This is a genomic window from Euzebyales bacterium, assembly GCA_036374135.1.
Taxonomy (GTDB): domain Bacteria; phylum Actinomycetota; class Nitriliruptoria; order Euzebyales; family JAHELV01; genus JAHELV01.
The window spans coordinates 90,204-111,016 of sequence record DASUUK010000035.1 but is presented as its reverse complement, the minus strand read 5'-3'; the positions used below and the strand labels follow the sequence as shown (position 1 = coordinate 111,016).

The following is a 20,813-nucleotide window of genomic DNA, read 5'->3' as shown; positions in this document are numbered from 1 at the left end:
TCCGGCGTTATGCTGCCACGATGCGCGACCTGACCTCCTTCATCGCAGGACTGCCCAAGGCGGAGTTGCACGTCCACCACGTGGGGTCGGCGTCGCCCCGTGTCGTGGCCGAACTGGCCGCGCGCAGCGGCGGCGACTCGCCGGTCCCGGCCGACCCCGACGCGCTGGCCGACTATTTCGCGTTCCGTGACTTCGACCACTTCATCGAGGTGTACCTGTCGGTCGTCGATCTGATCACCGGGCCGGAGGATCTGCACCTGTTGATCTACGAGGTGGCACGGGACCTCGTGCACCAGCAGGTCCGGTACGCCGAGGTCACCGTCACCCCGTACACGCACACCAGGAACGGCATCGCGCCGGCGGCGCTGTGCGAGGCGATCGAGGACGCCCGCGTCGCTGCCGAGCGCGAATGGGGGATCGTCCTGCGCTGGTGCTTCGACATCGCGGGGGAGTTCGGGCTGCCGGCGGCGGACGAGACCCTGGCGATCGCCCTGGACCAACGCCCCGACGGCCTCGTCAGCTTCGGGCTCGGCGGACCGGAGCAAGGTGTACCGCGGCCGCAGTTCGCCGAGCACTTCTCGCGGGCGCGTGCCGCGGGCCTGCGGTCGGTGCCGCACGCCGGTGAGACGACTGGACCGGAGACCGTCTGGGACGCGCTGCACCACCTCGGCGCCGAGCGGATCGGTCACGGCATCAATGCCGTGCACGACCCCGACCTGGTCACGCATCTGGTCGAGCGCGGGATCCCGCTCGAGGTCTGCCCCACATCGAACGTGCGCACGGGCGCGGTGTCGTCCCTCGACGATCATCCGCTGCCGGACCTGGTGGCGGCGGGTGTGACCGTCTCGATCAACTCCGACGACCCGCCGATGTTCGGGACGACGCTCAACGACGAGTACGCGGCGGCGGCGCGGCTGCTGGACCTCGACGCCACCGGCGTGGCTGATCTGGCCACCGCGGCGGTCGACGCGTCGTTCATGCCCGCCCACGACAGGTCCCGGCTGCGATCGGAGGTCGACCGGTACCGCTCGGCCTGGGGACAGGTGCAACGCTCCGCGACGACGGAGGCCACGCCGGCAGCGGCCGTGCCGCCGCGCACCAGCGAGTTCGGCTGGTCGGAAGACTTCGAATGACAGCGGTTTAGCGGACGGTGGACCCGCCAGCCGGCGGGCCCATGTCGTCCGCGCGCCGCGTCAGGAGCGGAGCCAGAAGCCGCGCAGGCGCCCGACCGTCGCCATGCGCCGCTCGGCGAAGCGATCGGCCGCCGCGAGGGTCGTGATGCCCTCGTCGTGCGCCAGTGCGAAGATCTCACGCAGCCTCGGACCGATCTGCTCGACCCGTACGCGGGCGCGCGACTCCGAGTACCCGTCCGCGTGCATCTCGTCGGCGACCTGGATCACCCCGCCCGCGTTGATCACGTAGTCGGGTGCGTACAGGATCCCCGCGTCGCGCAGCGCGGCGGCGTGGCGCTCGTCCTCCAACTGGTTGTTCGCGGCGCCGGCGATCACGTCGCTTTGCAGTTCCGGGATGGTGTGGTCGTTGATCACCGCACCCAACGCGTTCGGGCTGAACACGTCGGCGTCCACCATGTGGATCTTGTCGACGTCGACCACGTCGGCGCCGAGGTGCTCGGCGCACCACGCGGTGGCATCGGCATTGGTGTCGGCGACCGTGACCTTGCCGCCCGCCTCGTGGATCGCGCCGGCCAGCCGTCGTCCGACCTTGCCGACCCCCTGGATCGCCACGTGGCGTCCAGTCAGCGCGTCGGAGCCCCAGCGTTCGGCGAGGCAGGCGCGCACGCCCTCGAACGTGCCGTGCGCGGTCATGACGCCCGAGTCGCCCGAGCCGCCCTCGACGGGTTCGGCGCCCGTCACCCATCGTGTCTCACGGGCAACGATCGCCATGTCCTTCGGGTACGTACCGACGTCACACGCCGTGATGTAGCGGCCGTTCAGTGACTCGACCAGTCGGCCGTAGGCGCGCAGCAGCCCTTCCGACTTGTCACGTGCCGGGTCGCCGATGATCACCGCCTTCCCACCACCCAGATCCAGGCCCGCGACCGCCGCCTTGTACGCCATCGCCTTCGACAGGCGCAACGCGTCGGTCAGCGCCGCCGACTCATCGGGATACGGATAGAAACGGGTGCCGCCGAGGCTGGGGCCCAGGCGCGTCGAGTGGATCGCGATGATCGCGCGCAGTCCGGTGTCGGGGTCGCTGCCCAACACCACCTGCTCGTGACCGTCGAACCGAGCGAACGGACCGTTCATGGTGCTTCCTCCTGCTCACCGCCGGACGGATCGCGTCCGGCGAGTCATCCGCCGACCGGGATCGCCGGTTCGGCGCCGTACTGCGATCGTATGTCGGATCCGGGCGTTCAGAAGCCCGGAGCGGCCACGGTGGCGGCGCAGGTGCCCACGCCGGCCAGCCACACCACCCACGACCGACGTCGCAGCCGCCGCAAACCCGCCCGCTGGGCGGCCCGACGGGTCGCCGTCGCGCACCGGTCGAGCGCGACCACGACGGTGTCGACGGAGGTGGCGTCGCGCAACTCCGCCGCCAGCAGTGTCACCCACGGGCACCGTGTCGCGGCGGCCCAGCCGTCGACGGCGTCCGCGACCGACACGCCGGACGCGAGGGCGTCCCTGACCTGACGCAGCTCGTCCACCACGCAGGGCCCACGGTGGGCGGCGGCACCGACCACGTCCGCCGCTCCCACGACCCGGGTGATGGCGGCGTCGGGCGACGCCCCGGCGGCGACGAGCAGCGCCCACCGGTCGAACGCCTCCGCGAGCTCCTCGACGCGGCGGACGCGTTGGCCGGGCGGCCGTGGCGCGTACCGCACCGCAGACCCCGGATCGATGGTCGACGCCCCGTCGACTGACGGTACGTGCGGCGCGAGGCGCTCGACGAGATCAACGCGACGGACCCGCATGCGTCAGGCGCGCGTCGACGCCGCCGGGGAGGCGAGGTGGGCCGTCGGCGCGCAGCGGGCGAGCCGGCGGGGTCCGGCGGCGTCGATCCACACCCCGGCGGCGAACCACGCGAGCACGGCGACCCCGGCGAGCAGGACGGCGGCAACGCCTCCGACCGCGCCGACCGCGATCGGTGCCAGCGGCGCCAGCAGCAGCCATCGACCCGCGTGGGCGGTGCGGGCGAGGGCGGCCCGGTCGTCGTGGTGGGCGATGTCGTCGACCTCGCTGCGCCACAACGCGGTGAGCACGAACGGTGCCGCCGTCCCGGCCACGACGGTGACGGCGTGCAGCCGGTCACTCCGCGCGCTGCCCAGCCGGTCGCACGCCACGGCGAGCCGACGCGCGGCGGACGCCCGCGGCCCGTGGGTCCGGCGCGCATGACGGACCGCCGCGCGTGCGCCCGGTGGCCCCTGCGCGAGGGCATCGAGCGCGCGGGCCGCGATGTGCCGGTCGGCCGGGCGTGCGCCCGACGCCGCGCGGGCGACCACACACGGCCACGCCTCTGCGCCGCCCCCGGTGTCGAGCGCCCCCCGGCGGCGGCGCGCGTGCACGGTGCCGAGGACGACCAGTAGGAGGGCGACGGCTACGGTCACCCGAGATCCTCCGAGCCGTCCGCCCAGTGGCCGAGCGCCCCCGCGCGGACCGGTTCGGGCGGGGTAGGCCGTCCGTCGTCGGACGGACGTTCGACCAGCGATGTCACGGCGCCGGCGAGCAGCGTCGCCCACGTGTCGGCGACCGCCTCGCGCTCCCGCAGCTGATCCTCCAGATCGACGGTCGGCGCGTACAGCACCGGGCGTACCGTCCGGCCTCCCGCGACCCCTTCCATCAGATGACCGACCGCCCGTCCCAGCTCGGCACGCACGCCGGTCACAGCGGGGGCCTGGTTGAGCACCGGCAGCAGCCGCTCGGGCCGCAGACCGATCTCCAGCAACTCGGCCATCACGCGGACGAGCGCGTGGACACCCTTCATCGTCGCCTGACCCACGACGACGATCGCGTCCGCGTCGAGCGCGATCGTGCGCGCGAGCACGTTGCGCTCCTCGACCTCGATCGAGCCGCCCTGTGCCTCACCCTCGACATCGGGGTCGATGTCGGCGACCACGACATCGAACGCGTCGCGCAGGGAGCGCAGCGTCGCCTGCAACGAGCCGCTCGCGACACGCGACCAGTGCCGTGCACGCGTGAGCCCGGGCAGCAGGTAGTAGCCGCGTTCGACGATGCCCAGCGCGAGCTGGCGCACCTGATGGCGTTCGGGCGTGCGCTCGGCGTGCAGATCGACGACATCGAGCAGCCCCGCGTGCCCGCCGCGGGCGTTGTGCAGCATCGCCTGCTCGGCGTGCAGGCAGCAGTCGGCGAGCAGCACCCGACGTCGGGCGGCGGCCAGGCCCTGCGCCACCGCGATCGCGGTGACGCTGGCGCCTGCGCCGCCCGCGCCGGTGACCGCGACGAGTGGCGACGCCGACGCGCGTGTCGACGCTCGATGATCGTCCTGCAGGAGTGAACGCAGCGCGGTGAGCAGTTGCGCCTGGTCGAAGCCGTTCGGCAACGCGGCGGCGGCACCGAGGTCACGCCACTGCCTGCGCCGGCGGACACCGTCGATGACGATGGCGACGCCGTCCACGGCCGCGATCGCGCCAAGCAGATCGCGGTCGACGAACGACAGGTCGCCGTCCAGTAGCACGCCCCGCGGAGTCGTCGCCGTGTCCAGGCGCGCCTGCAGGTGGGCGACGGACTGACAGTAGGACACGGTGAACGGAACGGCACCGGCCAGCGACCACGCTTCCAGCCGCTGCGGCCAGGAGGCGGTGCGGCTGACGAGTCCCAGCAGGGTGTCCGGGCCGCGCATCAGGCGCCTACCGTTGTGTACATGGCGATGCAAGATCGGGTCCCCGGTGTATCATGGCGGGCGATGGCGCAACAAGAAATCACCTGGCTTAGCACGGCGGCGGCGGCCCGGCATCTGGGGATCACACCGCGCACGCTCTACCGGTTGATCGACGAGGGCGAGATCGCCGCCTACAAGTTCGGCCGCGTGATCCGGCTTCAGGAGCAGGACGTCAAAGCGTTCATCGAGCGCAGCCGGATCGTGCCGGGTTCGCTCGAGCACCTCTATCCCGATCCTGCGCGGTCGAGCTCGGACTGACGTCATCGGCGGCTGACCGCCTCGGCGACGGCAGACAGCCGCATGTGCGTCCCGTCGACGAAGGACACGAGGTCACGGCCAACCCCTGCGATGCGTCCACGGTGGACGAGCGTGCCGCCCGCCAGCACCACGTCCGCGCCACGTTCGGCGAACGCCCCGACGACGTCGGCGACGGTGGCGGCCCGCAACGTGCTCACCGGCTCCGCGTCGAGCGTCGATCCGGCAGCGATCCGCACGCCGATGACGGCGTCGACGGCGATGTAGGCCACGCCCGACGCGTTCACGACGGCGAGGACGCGGTGGCCGGCAGCGCGCGCGACGCCCCGGTAGACCCGTCCCCCCGCGACGTGCACGTCGACCGGGTCCTGTGACGTGGTGGCGTCCCGGCACACGTCCTCGAACGTGCGGTCCTCGTCGAGCTGCCGCCCCAGCCAGCGGCGTCGACGGCGGGCGTCCACGGTGCGCCGTGCCAGCTCGTCGTCGACGAACGCGTGGAGTTGATCATCGCGCATGCGACCCCCGAGAGCTGTCGTCCGTCGAGCAGTGACGCGGCGAGTCTACGACCGCGCATCGGACGCCCGACATGACCGTTGCGGCACCCACCGGGGCGAGATCACCGATGTGTCGCGACCGCGTCGCGGGGGTGCCGCGCCCGCCCTGGCACGGTCGGCGACGACGTCCACGGCGGCGTCATAGGTCCGCAATCGACACGCGCCCGTAACCTCCGCTAAACTTGCTTCGTTTGCTTAGCAACTGCTCGACAAGTAACCCGCGACCTCGATCGGGGCACTTATGGCCGGAGTCAAGGGCAGGGTCGTCGTCATCACCGGTGCCGGCGGGGGACTCGGCCGGCAGCACGCGCTGCTGTTCGCACGCGAAGGCGCCCGGGTGGTGGTCAACGACCTGGGAGGCAACCGCGACGGCTCCGGGTTCGGGTCGGACATGGCCGACGACGTGGTCACGGAGATCACGCAGGCCGGCGGCGAGGCGATCGCCAACTACGACGATGTCTCGACGAGCGACGGTGGTGAACGCATCGTCAAGACCGCGGTCGAGGCATTCGGACAGGTCGACGCGGTGATCAACAACGCAGGCATCCTGCGCGACAAGTCGTTCCACAAGATGTCGGCCGACCAGTGGGACGCGGTGCTGCGGGTCCACCTGTACGGCGCGTTCAACGTCACACGCGCCGCCTGGCCCCTGATGCGCGAGCAGCAGTTCGGCCGCGTGGTCGTCACGACGTCGACGTCGGGACTCTTCGGCAACTTCGGCCAGGCCAACTACGGGGCGGCCAAGATGGGGATGGTCGGCCTGATCAATACCCTGGCGGTCGAGGGGGCCCGCTACAACATCGCCGCCAACGCGGTCGCGCCGCTGGCGGACACGCGCATGACCGAGGACGTGATCCCCGACGAGGCCCGCGCGGGTCTGGACCCCGCCTACGTCTCGCCGGTCGTCGTGCACCTGGCGTCGGAGGAGTGCACGGACACCGGGATCGTCATCCTGGCGAGCGGCGGCCACTACGCCCGCATCGCGTACATGCAGGCGAAGGGCGTGCAGTTCGACCACGTGCCGTCGGTCGAAGAGATCGCGCTGTCGTGGAACGAGATCAGCGATCTGACGGACTCCGCGCCCGGACGCAACCCGCTGGAGTGACCTCCGACGTCGGACCGGGCCGCGGCGGTCCGCTCCGCGCTACGCTGCCGTCATGTGCGCAGCGGGGCCGACCGACGAACTGTTCGCGACCGACGCCTACGTGCACACGTTCGAGGCGGTCGTGGACGCCGTCGACGCCGACCAGCAGTTGGTGGCGCTCAACAGGACCGCGTTCTACCCCGGCGGTGGGGGACAGCCCTACGACGTGGGCCGGCTGCAGTGGCACGACGGCAGCGGCGATGTCGCGCGCACGCGCCGGGTCGCGGGGCGCGTGTGGCACGCGATCGCGCCCGACCAGCCACTACCCGATCCCGGCACGGGTGTCGAGGGTCGCATCGACTGGGAGCGTCGCCACCTGCTGATGCGGACGCACACGGCGCTGCACATCCTGTGCGGCGTCATCTGGCAGGACTTCGCTGTAGCGGTCACCGGCGGCAACATGGAGCCGGGCACCGGCCGGCTCGACTTCGAGTTGTCCGAGATGTCGGCGGAGCTCGGGCGCCGCCTCGAGCAGCGAATCAACGCCGAGATCGCCCGTGCGCGCGCGATCGCGGTCGAGTTCGTCGACCGCGCGCACGCCGACACCGACCCGGCGCTGATCCGCACGAAGGCGAACCTGATCCCGGCGAGCATCGATCCCCTGCGCGTCATCGACATCGCGGGGCTGGACCGTCAGGCCGACGGGGGCACCCATGTCGCGACGACCGCCGAGGTCGGCGCGGTGGAGGTCACCGGGACCCAGTCGAAGGGGCGCGCCAACAAGCGCGTCCGCATCGCGGTGCGGGATCAACCGTCCGAGGAGTCCAGCCGCAGGGCGTAACCTGTCGACCGGACGCCCGGAGCCGGCTCGTGGTCGAGCGCCGGGTCACGTTGGAAGCCGAGCCTGCTGTACAGGTCCCGCGCGTCCTCCATCTCCTGCGTGACCGCGAGGACGACCCGCTCCTTGCCCTCGTCGCGGGCCGCGGCGATGCAGCGCTCCATGAGCGCGCGGCCCACGCCGGTGCCGCGCTCCTCGGGCGGCACCGCCAGGACGCGGACCGCGGACGCGTCCGGCTGCGCACCCCGCCAGTCGGGGTACCGCGTCACGGTGCCGACGATGCGGTCGTCGCGCAGAGCCACCAGCACCTGCGCGTCGATCGACCGGCCGCGGACGTTTGCGATGTCCTGCGCGAACGATGACCAGGCGTCAGGCGCCATCCGGGCTGCGAACTCGCTGTACGCGTCGACCACCAGCGACGCCACGATGTCCAGCTCGTCGTCGCGGGCCTCACGTATGGTCAGTTCCTGTTCGCTCACGCCGACCCCTTGATCGTCGATCTCGTGGATGTATCGTCACGACTGGTGCACGACGAAACATAGCGTCGGCGCTCCTGGCCGCGTGCGCGCCGCATGGCGCACTGGTAGACAGGATCCGCCGGGCGGACGAAGGACACAGACGGCGATGAGCGCGCGTGCGGGTCACCCGGTCGTCAAACTGATCGCCTGGCTCGCAGTGGCGTTGGGATGCGCCCTGCTCGTGTCGTGGTGGTCCGCGGGCGACGTCGCCGCGCAGGACGACGAGATCGGCGACGTCGAGCTCGGTGCCCAGCTGTACGCGCAGGCGTGCGCGCAATGTCACGCGTCGGACGGCGGCGGCGCGCAGGTGCCGGGCACCGACCGGCAGGCTCCGGCGCTCGCGGGGTCGGGCGTTGCCGCGTCCTACGTCGACCTGGTCCTGCGGACCGGCCGGATGCCCCCGGCGGCGGATCCGTACGACAACCAGCCCCGCAACGTCGCGTTCGACGACGAGCAGAGGGCGGCGATCGTGGCGTGGGTCACCCAGGAGTTCGACCTGACCAACGACCTCGCCGAGGTCACGGACCTGCCCGAGGGCGATCCCGCCAACGGCCAGGCGGTGTACGCAGAGAACTGCGCGGCGTGCCACGGCTCGACCGGCGCAGGCGGCGTCGCGGGCGGCGGTGCCTGGACGCCGGCCGTCAACACCTATGACACCACGACGATCGTCGAGGCCATCAGGATCGGCCCCTTCCAGATGCCCGCGTTCGGTGACGACATCATCAGCGACCAGGATGCCGCCGACGTCGGTGCGTTCCTCGAGGAGGTCTCCTCCGAGAGTGGCACACCGCTCGGCCTGGTCGAACTCAACCCCGTGTTCGCATCGGGCTTCGTCGCGCTGCTGGCGGTCGCGATGATCCTGTCGCTGTTCTGGATCTCGTCGAAGCCGACCTGGTTCCCGGATCCCGACGCGGACGCGGACAAGACCGAGAGCGACGACACGCGTCCGACCGCCGTGCGCACCGCAGACCGGACGGAGCGATCCTGACGTGAACCCGAACATCTCGAGCAGCGACAGCGGTAGGCACACGTCCCGTGCCTCAAGCAGCGACAGCGGTAGGCACACGTCCCGTGCCTCAAGCAGCGACAGCGGTAGGCACACGTCCCGTGCCTCAAGTGCTCAACACCGTGGCCACGCCGCCCCGCAGGCCGCCGATGCGAGGCACACGTCATGAGCGACGAGCAGCGCAGTCGACCGGATCTGCAGGTCGTCAGCGAGGAGACCCCACCGCCCAGCCAGGCCAACGACGCGCTGGTCATCGGCAGTGCGATCGTCGCGGCGCTGGCGGGCATCGGCTTCGCGGTGGGGCTGGCGTTGCAGACCTCCATCGCGGTGTACGGCACGGCGCTCGCCATCGGGCTGCTGGCGCTCGGCTTCGGCGCGCGGCGCTACTTCAGTGACCTCTTCCCGGACATCGAGGCGGTCGAGCCGCGGCACCCAGACGACGGGGAGGACGACGAATCGGTCGCGGCGATCGCGCCACTCGAGCGACGGTCCATGTTGCGCAACACGCTCATCGGTGCGGGCGGTGTGTTCGGCCTGAGCCTGCTGGCGCCCGTGCCGTCGCTGGGGCCCGCGCCCGGCGACGAGCTCAAGCGAACGGACTGGCGCCGCGGCACGCGCCTCGTGACGACCGACGGGGAACCGATCAGCGCCGACAACGTCGCGACGGGTGGTGTGGCGACCGTCTGGCCTGAGGGCTCGGTCAACAACGAGATCTCCGCGGTCATCCTGGTGCGGGTCGGCGACGGCCACATCCGGGAGCCGACGAACCTGGAGTGGGTGGTCAACGACGAGCTGATCGCCTACTCGAAGGTGTGCACGCACGCCGGGTGCCCCGTCGGCCTGTTCCGCGAGCAGGACAACGCGTTGTTCTGCCCCTGCCACCAGTCGACGTTCGACGCGGTACGGGGCGCGGTGCCGACGTTCGGGCCGACGGCACGTGCGCTGCCGCAACTGCCGCTCGGTGTCGACGAGGAAGGCTTCCTGATCGCACTCGGCGACTTCGAGGAGCAGGTCGGACCCGCCTTCGGTTAGGACGCGAACTAACGTGGAGGCCCACCGCCGGGAAGGGACGCGATGACGCCGCTGTTCGGCAAGCTGCTCGACGAGCTCGACGCCCGCCTGCACGTACGGAGGGACGCCCGCAGGACCGCCAACAAGGTGTTCCCCAGCAACTGGTCGTTCCTGCTCGGTGAGGTGGCGGTGTTCTCCCTGGTCATCCTCGTGCTGACCGGTATCTTCCTGACCTTCTTCTACCGCCCGAACGTCGAGATGATCACCTACACGGGCAGCAACCCGGTCTTCGCGGGACGGTCGTTGCCGGCCGCCTTCGAGTCGATCGTGCGGCTGTCCAGCGATGTCAACGGCGGTCTGCTGTTCCGCCGCCTGCACCGCGGGGCGTCACACCTGTTCATCGCGACGATCGTGCTGCACATGCTGCGGATCATGCTGACCGGCGCATTCCGTAAGCCGCGCGAGCTCAACTACTTCGTCGGCATCGGGCTGCTGACGCTGGCCTTCGGCGCAGGGTTCACCGGCTACTCGCTGCCCTACGACTCGCTGGCCGGGACCGGCATCCGCATCGCCTACACCGAACTGCTGTCGCTGCCGCTGATCGGCGACCGGGTTGCGTTCTGGATCTTCGGCGGGGCGTTCCCGACAGGCGACGTCATCCCGCGCTTCTTCGTGCTGCACGTCATGGTGCTGCCGGCGGCGATCATCGCGACCGTCGGCCTGCACCTGTTCATGGTGTACCGACAGAAGCACACCCAGTTCCCGCGCCTCGGGGTCGACGGGCACAACCTCGTGCTCGGCAAGCCGCTGTGGCCGCTGCAGTTCGCCGAGAGCACGACGCTGTTCCTGTGGACGGGCGGGCTGCTCGCCGCCGCCGCCGTGCTGATCCCCTGGAGCGATGTGTCGCTGCTCGGCCCGTACATCCCCGGCGAGGTGGGCAACAACGCGCAGCCCGACTGGTTCCTGTTCTGGCTCGAGGGCGCGTTGCGGATCTTCCCACCGCTCGAGTTCACGATCCCACCCGGCATCGTCATATCTGGCCCGTTCGTGGCCGGTGTCGTGCTGCCCGGACTGATCTTCACCTTCCTCGCGCTCTACCCGTTTCTCGAGAAGCGCGTCTACGACCTGTCCGGCGAGTGGCACGTGCTGCAGAACCCGCTGGAGATCCCGCTGCGCGCCGGCGTGATGCTCGGCGTGTTCAGCGGTCTGCTCATCCTGTCGGCCGCCGCGACCAACGACATCCTCTCGCGGATGCTGGGCATCCCCATCGAGATGATCACCTGGATCGCGCGGGTCGCGGTGATCGTCGTACCCGTCGTGCTCGGCTTGTGGATCGCGCGGTACTCCCGCAAGCGGCTGCGGCGCCGGGGTCTGGACGTCCCCAGCTCCGAGGTCGACGGCCAGGAGCGGTACATCGCCGCCTGACCACATGGTGCACGGGTCGGACCCCTCCGGCGATCGGATGTATCACACGCCGGTCCACGTGCCTCATCTTCACGATGATCTCCGCACGAATCTCAGACGCAGCCTGCGCAACGCGCGGGCGACCGGCCGGCCGCTGCGTAGACTCCGCCCCCATGGATGCTGACATCGGACAGCTGCTGCTGCGCGCGGCTGAGGGCGAGCGACAGGCGTGGGACGCTCTCGTCGAGCGGCACGCGCGCCTGGTGTGGTCCGTCGCCCGATCGTTCGGTTTCGACGATGCGACCGCCGCCGACGTCAGCCAGACCGTGTGGCTGCGTCTTGTCGAGCACCTCGACCGCATACGTGATCCGCAACGCCTGCCAGGATGGCTGGCGACCACGACGCGTCGGGAGGCGCTGCGAGTGCTGCGGGGGCAGCGTCGGCAACAGCCCTCGGAGATGGTTGAGACGACACCGGACCGGACGTCGCCGGCACCGGAGGAGCTCCTGCTGGACACGGAGCTACGACGCCAGGTCCACGCCGCATTCGCGGAGCTTCCGGACCGGTGTCGGCAGCTGCTGCGCCTGATGTGCGCGGAGCCGCGACTGGACTACGCGACCATCTCGGAGATCATCGGGCGTCCCGTCGGCAGCCTCGGGCCGACGAGGGCGCGCTGCCTGTCCCACCTGCGGCGGCTGATCGACAACCCGAGCACGACGGGAGCGCGACGACGTGGCTGATCACCCTGACGCCGACCGCACGGGCGTGCCACCGCCGCACCCGGATGGGTTGGACGCGACGTCGTCGTCCGATGGCGGCATGAACGACGACGAGCTGATCGGCATCCTGCACGAGGTGTTCGACGCCGTCGATGCGCCGCCTGGACACGTCGTTGCGCAGGCCCGGGATGCGTACCTCTGGCACAACGTCGACGTCGAACTGGCGGAGCTGGTCTTCGACTCGGCTGCGACGAGCGAACCCTCGGGCGTCCGCGCGGCCGAGGCGCCGCGGCAGGTGACGTTCCGCGCGCCGGGGCTCGAGATCGAGGTCGAGGTGGTGTCGGAGCGCACGCGGATCGTGATCGGTCAGCTCGTGCCGGCACAGGAGGCGACGGTCGAGCTGCGTCACAGCGGACGGCGCGACGAAACCACCGCCGACGCCCTCGGTCGGTTCTCGTTCGACGACGTGGCGGCCGGCCCGATCAAGTTGAGCGTCGTCACGGCGTCAGGTGCGACGGTGCAGACGGAGGGCCTCGTCGTCTGACCCGCGTCAGCTCTGTGGTGCCGTGTCGTCCTCACCGTTCTGCCCACCGCCACCGTTGGGCGGGGGACCGTCGCCGCCCTCGTCCGGGGCCGGCTCGGGCTCGGCGGGTGGATCCTGCTCGACGGGCTCCTGCACCTCGGGCTGCTCCTCGGGCTCGGGCGCTGGAGCGGGCGCCGGCGCCTGCGTCGGCTCAGGTTCCGGAGCGGGCGCGGGCTCCGACGGCGCCTCCTCGACGGGCTCGTCGGCGGGCTCGTCGGCGGGCTCGTCGGCGGGCTCGGGCTCGGCTTCAACCTCGGGCTCGGGCGCCGCGTCGTCGACGATCTCGAAGTCGCCGCTCGGCTCCGGGAAATCGTGCGGATCGGTGAACCGCAGCGCCTCCCGCATGTACTCGGCCCACAGCTCGGCGGGGAAGCCGCCGCCCGTGGGAGCGCCGGCGATCGGCTGGTTGGAGTTGCGGTAGCCCATCCAGGTGACGGTGGTCAGATCCGGTGTGAAGCCGGCGAACCACGCATCCGCCGCGTTCTGGGTGGTGCCGGTCTTGCCGGCCGCCGGACGATCGATCTGGGCAGCGACCCCGGTGCCCGAGTCGATCACGCCCCGCAGGACATCCACCGTCGTCCACGCGACATCCTCCGGCAGCACGCGGCGCGGCTCGGAGTCGGGCTGGAACAGCACCTGGCCGTCGGACTCGACACGGGTGATCGTGCGCGGCCGCCTGGCGACCCCACCGCTGGCGAGGGTGTTGTACGCGGCCGCGAGGTCGAGTGGCGTGACCTCCTCGGCACCCAGCACGATCGACGGGTTGGGTTCGAGCTCCGACGCGATGCCGGCGCGCTCGCCGAGGCGCGCGATCGCGTCGGCACCCACCTCGAGGGCGACCTGGGCGTACACCGTGTTGACGGAGCTCCACGTCGCTTCCCGCAGGGTCATCGATCCGTACGCCGCGCCACCGTAGTTGGAGACCTCCCAGCCGTTGGGGTCCCCGGACTCCCCGGCACCGAAGGTGATCGTCGACGGTGCGTCGAACCAGCTTTCCGGGGACCGCCCGTCGGCGATCCACGCCGCCAGCGCCAGCGGCTTGAACGTGGACCCCGGCTGCCGCCCGAGGCGCTGCGGTCCTCCGACCGCCAGGTTGTACTGGTCGCGTTCGTGGTTGCGTCCGCCGACGATCGCGCGTACGGCGCCGGTGGACGGGTCGAGCGACACGAGCGCTCCGGTCGGCACCTTGACGTCGTCGCCGGCGAGCGCGCGCAGCTCACCGCCGAGCTGGTCGAAGCGGCGGTCGTAGACCTCCTCGGCGGCGCGTTGCATGCGCAGGTTGAGCGTCGTCGTGACCGTCAGTCCGCGGTAGGCCTGTTCGCCCAGGCGCTCGCTGAGCTCCTGCTCGACCATGTCCATGAAGAACGGCGCGTTGCCCGACACGCGCTTGGCACGGGGCGTGACTGCGGGCCGCTCGGCGCGCATCTGCGCGGCCTCAGCCTCCGTGATCCACTGCTGGGCCAAGAGCTGATCGACCACGTACGCGTAGCGCTCGGCGGCGCGCTCGGGATGCTCGACCGGATCCGACGCCGAGGGCGCGGGGATCAGGCCCGCGAGCAGCGCCGACTCGGCCGGGGTCAGCTTGCCGACGGTCTTGCCGAAGTAAGCCCGCGACGCGGCCTGGATGCCGTACGCCCCACGCCCGAAGTAGATGGTGTTGAGGTACCACTCGAGGATCTGGTCCTTCGACACCTCCCGCTCCATCTTCATCGCCAGCACGGCTTCGCGAGCCTTGCGCATCGCGGTGTGTTCGGTGTCGCCGGTGACGTTCTTGATGTACTGCTGGCTGATGGTCGAGCCGCCCTGCCGCAGTTCGCCGGAACGCACGTTGCGGACGGCCGCCCGCACGATGCCCGGCACGCTCACACCGGGGTGCTCGTAGAACTCTGCGTCCTCGGCGGCCAGCACCGCCTGCTTCGTGTGGTCGGGGATGCGATCCAGATCGACGTCGGACCGCGCGGCCTCCTCGTACAGCTCGCCGACCTTGCGACCGCGCGTGTCGAGCACGACGGTCGGTGCCGTGTCCAGCTCGCCGGGCAGTGGCACCGACGCGACCGCGTACACGACGGCACCGGCGACGACCGCGGCGATCAGCAGCACCGTCAGCAACATGCCCAGCCAGAAGCTCGGTCTCCGGTACCAGCGTCGGCGACGACGCCGTCGGGCGCGGACGGGCTCATGGGGAGGGGTCCACTCGCGGCGACGGGCCGGGATCTGCGTGTGCGGAGTCGTCTGCAGACCGCGTGTCCGCGGGGACTGCGGCGCGTTCATGTGCAACGAGTCTGCCACCGTCGGCATGATCCGCATGACCCGCATCGGCACGTCGTGCAGGTTCTCCCTGGCCAGGCGGACGGGCTACGCGGAGTGGGACTGACCCATCAGCACGCTCTCGTGCAGATGGTTCCAGCCGCACACGAGGCAGCACTCGACGGTGTAGGCGGTGAACGAGTCATGGTCAGCCGCCAGGTCCTCCAACTCCTCCCGGGTCCACACCGGCGTGCCCGACCTGCGGCGCAGATCGCGGCCGAACACGTAGGTCACGAGCCGCAGCGAGGAGGTGGCGTCCGCCGCCACGTGCGCGCGCCGGTCGGCCAGGGCGCAGATTGGACACCGGCGCTCACTCGGGGTACCGATGTTGCGCGCCGCACGCAGCAGCTCGGGGTGCGCGTCGCACACGTCGGCCACCGCAACGGAGCCCTGCGACACCCGGCGAACGAGTGCGCGCTTGGCCATCCGGTAGTCGGTTGAGCTTCGCATGCCGCTCCCGCAAGTCTAAAGCGGGCGCTCGAGGACGGTTCCGGCACCGTCCCACCTGCCCGTCCGGCCAGGGATTGACGTCAGAACATATCGGCGCGATACATCGGCGCGATAGACTTGCGCCGTCGAAAGCTTCGTGGGGCCTGGTTCCACGAACGACTGGAGGACCGGCTCCCGCCGGACAGAGATTCTCGTGGGGCCTGGTTCCACGAACGACCGGAGGACCGGCTCCCGCCGGACAAGAACCCGTCCATGTGAGGAACATCTCGTGCTGGAGCTCGCCATCCTCGGGTTGCTCAAAGAGCGACCGATGCATGGCTACGAGCTGCGCAAGCAGCTCGCGCAGCGCCTCGGGTTGTTCTGGACCGTCTCGTTCGGCTCGCTCTATCCGACCCTCAAGAAGCTGGAGCGCCGGGGCGTCGTCGAGAAGGTCCCGACGAAGTCGACCGACGAGCGCCCACGCCGCAAGCAGGAGTACCGGATCACCGACGCCGGCGAGGCCGACTTCCTGGAGCTGCTCGGCGAGCTCGACGCGCAGGAGGTCGAGGAGGAGAAGTTCTCACTGCGGCTCGCGTTCTTCAGCTACCTGAGCCCTGAGATCCGCCTCCGCCTGCTCGAACGGCGTCGGTCGTACCTGCGCGAGCGGCTCGATCAGGCCGACCGTGCGCTGCGACGTGCCAGGCGGCTGCGCGCCGACACGTACACGATCGCCTTGATGCGCCACGGGGTCAACGGCATCACCAATGACATCGCATGGCTGGACGAGCTCATCACCGCCGAGCGCGTCCGCGTGACCGAGGATCGCGGCGAGGTCGACGATTCCGTCGAACCGTCGCAGGCGCCCGAGCCACCCCACGACTCGACCGACGTGACCGAATCCACTTCGCCGTTCATCCGCAGGCAGGAGCCGCAGGCCTGACGACCGATCGTCGTCGGCGCCCGTGCGCCGACGCAAGGAGTACAAGTCATGGGCACACACCGCACACCCGTCCGGGTCGCCGTGGTCGGCGTCGGCAACTGCGCCAGCTCGCTGGCGCAGGGGGTGCACTACTACGCCGACGCCCAGGCAGGCGAGGACGTGCCGGGGCTGATGCACGTCGAGCTCGGGGGGTACCACGTCAGTGATCTCGAGTTCGTGGCGGCGTTCGACGTCGACGCCAAGAAGGTCGGGCGCGACCTCGCCGAAGCGATCGTTGCCCCGCCGAACAACACGATCCAGTTCGCCGAGGTCCCACCGATCGGTGTCGAGGTGCAGCGCGGCCCGACGCTCGACGGCTTCGGCGAGTACTACCGCGAGACGAGCGAGGAGAGCGACGCGTCACCCGTCGACGTCGCCGCCGTGCTGCGCGAATCCGGCGCCGAGGTGCTGGTGTGCTATCTGCCCGTCGGGTCCGAGGACGCCGCCCGGTACTACGCCGAGCAGGCGCTCGCCGCGGGCGTGGCGTTCGTCAACTGCCTGCCGGTCTTCATCGCGAGCGACCCCGCGTGGGCACAGCGCTTCACGTCCGCGGGCGTGCCGATCATCGGCGACGACGTCAAGTCGCAGGTCGGGGCGACCATCACACACCGCATGCTCGCCCGGCTGTTCGAGGACCGCGGAGCCGCCATCGACCGCACGTACCAGCTCAACTTCGGCGGCAACATGGACTTCATGAACATGTTGGAGCGCAAGCGCCTGACGTCGAAGAAGGTTTCCAAGACGCAGTCGGTCACCAGCCAGCTCGACACGCCGATCGGGCGCGACGACATCCACATCGGTCCCAGCGACCACGTGCCGTGGCTGGAGGACCGCAAGTGGGCCTACATCCGCATGGAGGGGCGCAACTTCGGTGATGTCCCGATCAGTGTCGAGATCAAGCTCGAGGTGTGGGACTCACCCAACTCGGCCGGTGTGGTGATCGACGCGGTGCGTTGCGCGCGGCTGGCCATCGACCGCGGCATCGGTGGCCCGCTGCTCGGACCCTCCAGCTACTTCATGAAGTCGCCGCCGGCCCAGTTCACCGACGACGTCTGCCACCGGATGGTCGAGGAGTTCATCGCCGGCCCGGTCGGCGACTTCGCGGTCGACCTGCGCGAGCACGCCACCAGCTGACCTGCTCACCACAGGACGCCGGTCCGGTCCGGCGGCAGGTAGCGCCAGCCGACGCATCGGCTGACGGCTGCCACGGGGACGGGTCCGAAGTGCCGGCTGTCGGTGCTCGCCGCAGCGTTGTCACCGCGCAGGTCGACGCCGTCGGCGCCGACGTGCCGCGCCCGCTTGAGCAGCAGCCGGTCAGGCACCCGCGGATCGGCGGCGAGGGCGAGCCGCCCCGCGCGCACCCGGCCCGGTAGACGCACCAGCACCAGTCGGTCTCCCGAACGCAGTGTCGGCGCCATGCTCGAACCGTCCACGACGACGTGGCGCACGCCGCCGCGGCGTGCCCAGGTCGCGAGGGCGGCGGCCCCCAGCGCGATGGTTAGCGGGCGCAGCACCCGGACACACTACGACCCTGCAACGTCGCATGCGTCATCGACGCTCCAAGGAGTCCTCAGGCATGAACATCAGCACTCGACTGCTCACGCTGCTCGACCGGGTGGCTGCGCCGACCACGGTGCACGCGCACTGCGACATCCCCTGCGGCATCTACGACCCGGAGCAGGCACGGATCGAGGCAGAGTCCTGCTTCAAGATCGCCCAGAAGATGGCGGACTCGGACGACGAGCTGTTCAAGCAGCGCTGCGTCATCGTGAAGGAAGAGCGTGCCGAGCTCGCCAAGCACCACATCTCGGTCCTGTTCAGCGACCGGTTCAAGCCCGAGCACCTCGACCAGTTCCCGAACCTCCAGGACACGTTCTGGCGGGCGCTGAAGCAGTGCTCCCAGGTCAAGCGCAGCAACGACCCCGCCGAGGGCCAGAAGCTGCTCGATCTGATCGACGAGATCGACGACATGTGGAAGAAGACCGGCGGACTGGAAGAGACGCGCGTCAACGGTCGTCCCGGCTAGACGACGGCGTACGCTCGCTCTGTACGGGTCCCGCCGTTCGGCGGGGCCCGTCGCCGTGTGACGACGGGAGCTGCCACAGATGAGCGCGCCGCCACCGACCCGACCGGGCACGACGTTGCGCCGCCTGGCTCGTGCGGTCGGTGTCGCCGACGCCTACGACGCATCCGGGCGGACGCACCACGCGCCGGATGCGACGCTGCGGGCCGCGCTGCGTGAGCTGGGTCACCCGTGTGACACCGACGGGGACGCCGCCCGGTCGCTGCGGGCAGTGCGACGTGCGGCGTGGACGCGCCCGGTCGACCCCGTCGCGGTCTGCTGGCGCGACGCAACCGGCACGTCGGCCCGGACGCGCGTGTCCGTCAGCGCCGGTTCCCGCGCCACGGTCCGGTTGACGCTGGAGGTCGAGAACGGGGGGCGCGTCCCCGTCGCGCCTCCCGTGTGGGGTGGTGTGGCGGACACGACGGCGGGTCCGCGGCGGCGCGGCGCCGTCACCCTGCCGCAGGACCTGCCGCTCGGCTACCACCACCTGACGGTCGACGACAGACAGGCGACGGCTGTCTGCACCGTCATCGTCGCGCCGGGCAGCGCGCCCGCGGTCACCGCTCGGCGTCGATGGGGGTGGATGCTGCAGGCCTACGCGGTGCGGTCGGCCGGCAGCTGGGGACAGGGCGAGTTCCGCGACATCGGGATGCTCGCAGACTGGGCCGCCCCCCACGGGGCGGACTTCCTGCTGATCAACCCCGTGCACGCCACGGAGCCGACGCTGCCCCAGCAGCCGTCGCCGTACTCGCCGACCAGCCGACGCTTCGTGAACCCCTGCTATCTGCACGTGCCCGACGTCGACGGCTTCACCCAGCTCGCGGCGTCCGATCCGCGGTGGGAGCATGCGGCCCTTCCCGGTTCCTTGCGGCCGGACACGGATCGCATCGATCGCGACGCGGTGTGGGCGACCAAGCGGGCGGCGCTGTGGCAGCTGTACACCCGCGGCCCTGCCGACGACGCCGACGCCCGGGCACGGCTGGCGGCGTTCCGCGACGCTGGCGGCACAGCACTCCAACGCTTCGCGGTGTTCTGCGCGCTCGCGGAGGAGCACGGCGGCTCCTTCGAGGACTGGCCCGCGGACCTGCGGGATCCGCGGTCGGAAGCCGTCGCGGCGTGGGCGGGCTCGCACGCCGATCTCGTGGCCTTCCACGCATGGCTGCAGCAGCTGTGCACGGACCAGCTCGACGCCATGCAGGCCCGCGCACACCTGGCTGGCATGGACATCGGCGTCATTGGTGACCTCGCCGTCGGTGTCGCGCCCGGCGGCGCTGACGTCTGGGCGCTGCCCGACGAGTTCGCACGCACGATGCGCGTCGGCGCGCCCCCCGACGCGTTCAACCGCCAGGGACAGGACTGGGACCAGCCCCCGCCGTTGCCGAACGTCATGCGCGACACCGGGCACCGCACCATGCGGGAGGTGCTGGCGGCCGCGTTCGCCGGCTCCGGGGGTCTGCGGATCGATCACATCCTCGGGTTCTCGCGGTTGTTCTGGATTCCCGAGGGTGGGTCTCCCGCCGATGGAACGTACGTGCGCTATCCCGCGGAGGAACTGTTCGCGGTCCTCACGCTCGAGGCACGACGAGCAGGGGCCGTGGTGATCGGCGAGGACCTGGGAACCGTTGACGACCGCATCAGGCGGCTGATGCGCGAGCGGGGCGTCGCCGGCAGCGCCGTCCTGTGGTTCGAGGTCGACGAGTGCACGCCGCACGGTCGGCGGCGGCCACGGGACTACCCGCGCGCGGCGCTCGCGTCGGTGACCACCCACGACCTGCCGACCGCGACGGGATGGTGGGACGGGTCATCGCTGGAGATCCGCGACGAGCTCGACCTGCTGGGCCGGCCACTGTCGGAGGAACGCGCCGAGCGCGCGCGCGAGCACGCGTCGATGCTGGCGCTGCTGGAGGAGGCCGGCATCGCCGTCGACGACGCGGGCGTGCGCGAGCGTGTCGTGGCGATGCACCGGCTGCTCGCGGAGACACCGACCGCGCTGGTCGCCGTCGCGCTGTGGGACGGCGTGGGCGACCCTCGCCAGCCGAACCTGCCGGGCACGGTCGACGCGTACCCCAACTGGCGGTTGCCGCTGGCGGAGCCGGGTCCGGACGGTCTCCGGCCGATCACCGTGGAGCGGCTGCGCTCCTCACCGGCCATCGCCGAGGTCGCGGCCACCGTGCACACCGCCCGGCGCTGACCTGATCGCGTGC

Annotated in this window: 22 protein-coding genes; 13 read left to right on the top strand and 9 right to left on the bottom strand. The window is 71.0% G+C overall.

The window, feature by feature from the left end; all coding sequences use genetic code 11:
* Window positions 1–20 precede the first annotated feature (20 nt).
* Window positions 21–1,133: an adenosine deaminase gene (locus tag VFZ70_06220; protein ID HEX6255389.1), complete on the top strand. Its 1,113-nt coding sequence runs from the start codon at window positions 21–23 to the stop codon at window positions 1,131–1,133.
* 60 nt (window positions 1,134–1,193) lie between these two features.
* On the opposite strand, the gene VFZ70_06215 is transcribed toward VFZ70_06220, so the two are convergent.
* The 4 genes from VFZ70_06215 to VFZ70_06200 form a co-directional block, all read right to left on the bottom strand.
* Window positions 1,194–2,267 carry a Glu/Leu/Phe/Val dehydrogenase gene (locus tag VFZ70_06215; protein HEX6255388.1) on the bottom strand — a complete coding sequence of 358 codons (1,074 nt, stop codon included), beginning with the start codon at window positions 2,265–2,267 and terminating at the stop codon, window positions 1,194–1,196.
* A gap of 107 nt (window positions 2,268–2,374) precedes the next feature.
* Window positions 2,375–2,932, bottom strand: a complete 558-nt coding sequence (locus tag VFZ70_06210; GenBank protein ID HEX6255387.1) for a hypothetical protein — start codon at window positions 2,930–2,932, stop codon at window positions 2,375–2,377.
* A gap of 3 nt (window positions 2,933–2,935) precedes the next feature.
* Window positions 2,936–3,565: a hypothetical protein gene (locus tag VFZ70_06205; protein ID HEX6255386.1), complete on the bottom strand. Its 630-nt coding sequence runs from the start codon at window positions 3,563–3,565 to the stop codon at window positions 2,936–2,938.
* Entirely contained in the window at window positions 3,562–4,818 is a 1,257-nt protein-coding gene (locus tag VFZ70_06200) for a hypothetical protein (GenBank protein ID HEX6255385.1), read from the bottom strand. Before VFZ70_06200 ends, VFZ70_06205 begins: the two co-directional genes overlap by 4 nt.
* A gap of 21 nt (window positions 4,819–4,839) precedes the next feature.
* Here VFZ70_06200 and VFZ70_06195 point away from each other — a divergent pair, with 21 nt between their 5' ends.
* The gene (locus VFZ70_06195) at window positions 4,840–5,115 is read left to right on the top strand and encodes a helix-turn-helix domain-containing protein (GenBank protein ID HEX6255384.1); all 276 of its coding nucleotides are present in this window, start codon (window positions 4,840–4,842) and stop codon (window positions 5,113–5,115) included.
* Window positions 5,116–5,117: 2 nt separating this feature from the next.
* Here VFZ70_06195 and VFZ70_06190 read toward each other — a convergent pair whose 3' ends face one another.
* Complete coding sequence (locus tag VFZ70_06190; GenBank protein HEX6255383.1) at window positions 5,118–5,627, bottom strand: hypothetical protein; 510 nt, start codon at window positions 5,625–5,627, stop codon at window positions 5,118–5,120.
* A gap of 280 nt (window positions 5,628–5,907) precedes the next feature.
* Between VFZ70_06190 and VFZ70_06185 the strand changes: the two genes are divergently transcribed.
* Both VFZ70_06185 and VFZ70_06180 read left to right on the top strand, forming a co-directional pair.
* A complete protein-coding gene (locus VFZ70_06185) occupies window positions 5,908–6,771 on the top strand; it encodes an SDR family oxidoreductase (protein HEX6255382.1) in 864 nt (287 codons plus the stop codon).
* A gap of 52 nt (window positions 6,772–6,823) precedes the next feature.
* Window positions 6,824–7,591, top strand: a complete 768-nt coding sequence (locus tag VFZ70_06180; GenBank protein ID HEX6255381.1) for an alanyl-tRNA editing protein — start codon at window positions 6,824–6,826, stop codon at window positions 7,589–7,591.
* On the opposite strand, the gene VFZ70_06175 is transcribed toward VFZ70_06180, so the two are convergent.
* Window positions 7,558–8,067 (bottom strand): GNAT family N-acetyltransferase, encoded by a 510-nt coding sequence (locus VFZ70_06175; GenBank protein ID HEX6255380.1) that lies wholly within the window; start codon window positions 8,065–8,067, stop codon window positions 7,558–7,560. The genes VFZ70_06180 and VFZ70_06175 overlap by 34 nt on opposite strands.
* Window positions 8,068–8,212: 145 nt before the next feature.
* Between VFZ70_06175 and VFZ70_06170 the strand changes: the two genes are divergently transcribed.
* From VFZ70_06170 to VFZ70_06150, 5 genes are all read left to right on the top strand, one after another.
* Window positions 8,213–9,094, top strand: coding sequence for a c-type cytochrome (locus tag VFZ70_06170; protein ID HEX6255379.1), 882 nt, complete (start codon window positions 8,213–8,215; stop codon window positions 9,092–9,094).
* 183 nt (window positions 9,095–9,277) lie between these two features.
* Window positions 9,278–10,144, top strand: a complete 867-nt coding sequence (locus VFZ70_06165) for a Rieske 2Fe-2S domain-containing protein (GenBank protein ID HEX6255378.1) — start codon at window positions 9,278–9,280, stop codon at window positions 10,142–10,144.
* Between the two features lie 42 nt (window positions 10,145–10,186).
* Window positions 10,187–11,548, top strand: a complete 1,362-nt coding sequence (locus VFZ70_06160) for a cytochrome b N-terminal domain-containing protein (GenBank protein ID HEX6255377.1) — start codon at window positions 10,187–10,189, stop codon at window positions 11,546–11,548.
* Window positions 11,549–11,700: 152 nt separating this feature from the next.
* Entirely contained in the window at window positions 11,701–12,267 is a 567-nt protein-coding gene (locus tag VFZ70_06155; protein ID HEX6255376.1) for a sigma-70 family RNA polymerase sigma factor, read from the top strand.
* On the top strand, window positions 12,260–12,790 hold the full coding sequence (locus VFZ70_06150) for a hypothetical protein (protein ID HEX6255375.1): 531 nt from the start codon (window positions 12,260–12,262) through the stop codon (window positions 12,788–12,790). The genes VFZ70_06155 and VFZ70_06150 overlap by 8 nt, the downstream gene beginning before the upstream one ends.
* Window positions 12,791–12,796: 6 nt before the next feature.
* On the opposite strand, the gene VFZ70_06145 is transcribed toward VFZ70_06150, so the two are convergent.
* The gene (locus VFZ70_06145; GenBank protein ID HEX6255374.1) at window positions 12,797–14,941 is read right to left on the bottom strand and encodes a PBP1A family penicillin-binding protein; all 2,145 of its coding nucleotides are present in this window, start codon (window positions 14,939–14,941) and stop codon (window positions 12,797–12,799) included.
* Between the two features lie 243 nt (window positions 14,942–15,184).
* Window positions 15,185–15,586, bottom strand: coding sequence for a DUF5318 family protein (locus VFZ70_06140; protein HEX6255373.1), 402 nt, complete (start codon window positions 15,584–15,586; stop codon window positions 15,185–15,187).
* Between the two features lie 268 nt (window positions 15,587–15,854).
* Here VFZ70_06140 and VFZ70_06135 point away from each other — a divergent pair, with 268 nt between their 5' ends.
* Both VFZ70_06135 and VFZ70_06130 read left to right on the top strand, forming a co-directional pair.
* Entirely contained in the window at window positions 15,855–16,505 is a 651-nt protein-coding gene (locus tag VFZ70_06135; GenBank protein ID HEX6255372.1) for a PadR family transcriptional regulator, read from the top strand.
* A 48-nt stretch (window positions 16,506–16,553) separates the two neighbouring features.
* Window positions 16,554–17,678: an inositol-3-phosphate synthase gene (locus tag VFZ70_06130; GenBank protein ID HEX6255371.1), complete on the top strand. Its 1,125-nt coding sequence runs from the start codon at window positions 16,554–16,556 to the stop codon at window positions 17,676–17,678.
* A 5-nt stretch (window positions 17,679–17,683) separates the two neighbouring features.
* Here VFZ70_06130 and VFZ70_06125 read toward each other — a convergent pair whose 3' ends face one another.
* Window positions 17,684–17,962 (bottom strand): hypothetical protein, encoded by a 279-nt coding sequence (locus VFZ70_06125; protein HEX6255370.1) that lies wholly within the window; start codon window positions 17,960–17,962, stop codon window positions 17,684–17,686.
* Window positions 17,963–18,120: 158 nt separating this feature from the next.
* Between VFZ70_06125 and sodN the strand changes: the two genes are divergently transcribed.
* Window positions 18,121–18,570, top strand: coding sequence for a superoxide dismutase, Ni (sodN, locus tag VFZ70_06120; GenBank protein HEX6255369.1), 450 nt, complete (start codon window positions 18,121–18,123; stop codon window positions 18,568–18,570).
* A 79-nt stretch (window positions 18,571–18,649) separates the two neighbouring features.
* The gene (gene malQ, locus VFZ70_06115) at window positions 18,650–20,800 is read left to right on the top strand and encodes a 4-alpha-glucanotransferase (GenBank protein ID HEX6255368.1); all 2,151 of its coding nucleotides are present in this window, start codon (window positions 18,650–18,652) and stop codon (window positions 20,798–20,800) included.
* Window positions 20,801–20,813: the final 13 nt, after the last annotated feature.

Coding starts and splice junctions, on each gene's coding strand:
- VFZ70_06215 (HEX6255388.1), bottom strand. CDS start 2,267: ATGAACGGTCCGTTCGCTCGGTTCGACGGTCACGAGCAGGTGGTGTTG.
- VFZ70_06220 (HEX6255389.1), top strand. CDS start 21: ATGCGCGACCTGACCTCCTTCATCGCAGGACTGCCCAAGGCGGAGTTG.
- VFZ70_06195 (HEX6255384.1), top strand. CDS start 4,840: ATGGCGATGCAAGATCGGGTCCCCGGTGTATCATGGCGGGCGATGGCG.
- VFZ70_06140 (HEX6255373.1), bottom strand. CDS start 15,586: ATGCGAAGCTCAACCGACTACCGGATGGCCAAGCGCGCACTCGTTCGC.
- VFZ70_06165 (HEX6255378.1), top strand. CDS start 9,278: ATGAGCGACGAGCAGCGCAGTCGACCGGATCTGCAGGTCGTCAGCGAG.
- VFZ70_06145 (HEX6255374.1), bottom strand. CDS start 14,941: ATGTTGCTGACGGTGCTGCTGATCGCCGCGGTCGTCGCCGGTGCCGTC.
- VFZ70_06130 (HEX6255371.1), top strand. CDS start 16,554: ATGGGCACACACCGCACACCCGTCCGGGTCGCCGTGGTCGGCGTCGGC.
- sodN (HEX6255369.1), top strand. CDS start 18,121: ATGAACATCAGCACTCGACTGCTCACGCTGCTCGACCGGGTGGCTGCG.
- VFZ70_06210 (HEX6255387.1), bottom strand. CDS start 2,932: ATGCGGGTCCGTCGCGTTGATCTCGTCGAGCGCCTCGCGCCGCACGTA.
- VFZ70_06190 (HEX6255383.1), bottom strand. CDS start 5,627: ATGCGCGATGATCAACTCCACGCGTTCGTCGACGACGAGCTGGCACGG.
- VFZ70_06200 (HEX6255385.1), bottom strand. CDS start 4,818: ATGCGCGGCCCGGACACCCTGCTGGGACTCGTCAGCCGCACCGCCTCC.
- VFZ70_06160 (HEX6255377.1), top strand. CDS start 10,187: ATGACGCCGCTGTTCGGCAAGCTGCTCGACGAGCTCGACGCCCGCCTG.
- malQ (HEX6255368.1), top strand. CDS start 18,650: ATGAGCGCGCCGCCACCGACCCGACCGGGCACGACGTTGCGCCGCCTG.
- VFZ70_06155 (HEX6255376.1), top strand. CDS start 11,701: ATGGATGCTGACATCGGACAGCTGCTGCTGCGCGCGGCTGAGGGCGAG.
- VFZ70_06125 (HEX6255370.1), bottom strand. CDS start 17,962: ATGGCGCCGACACTGCGTTCGGGAGACCGACTGGTGCTGGTGCGTCTA.
- VFZ70_06180 (HEX6255381.1), top strand. CDS start 6,824: ATGTGCGCAGCGGGGCCGACCGACGAACTGTTCGCGACCGACGCCTAC.
- VFZ70_06170 (HEX6255379.1), top strand. CDS start 8,213: ATGAGCGCGCGTGCGGGTCACCCGGTCGTCAAACTGATCGCCTGGCTC.
- VFZ70_06185 (HEX6255382.1), top strand. CDS start 5,908: ATGGCCGGAGTCAAGGGCAGGGTCGTCGTCATCACCGGTGCCGGCGGG.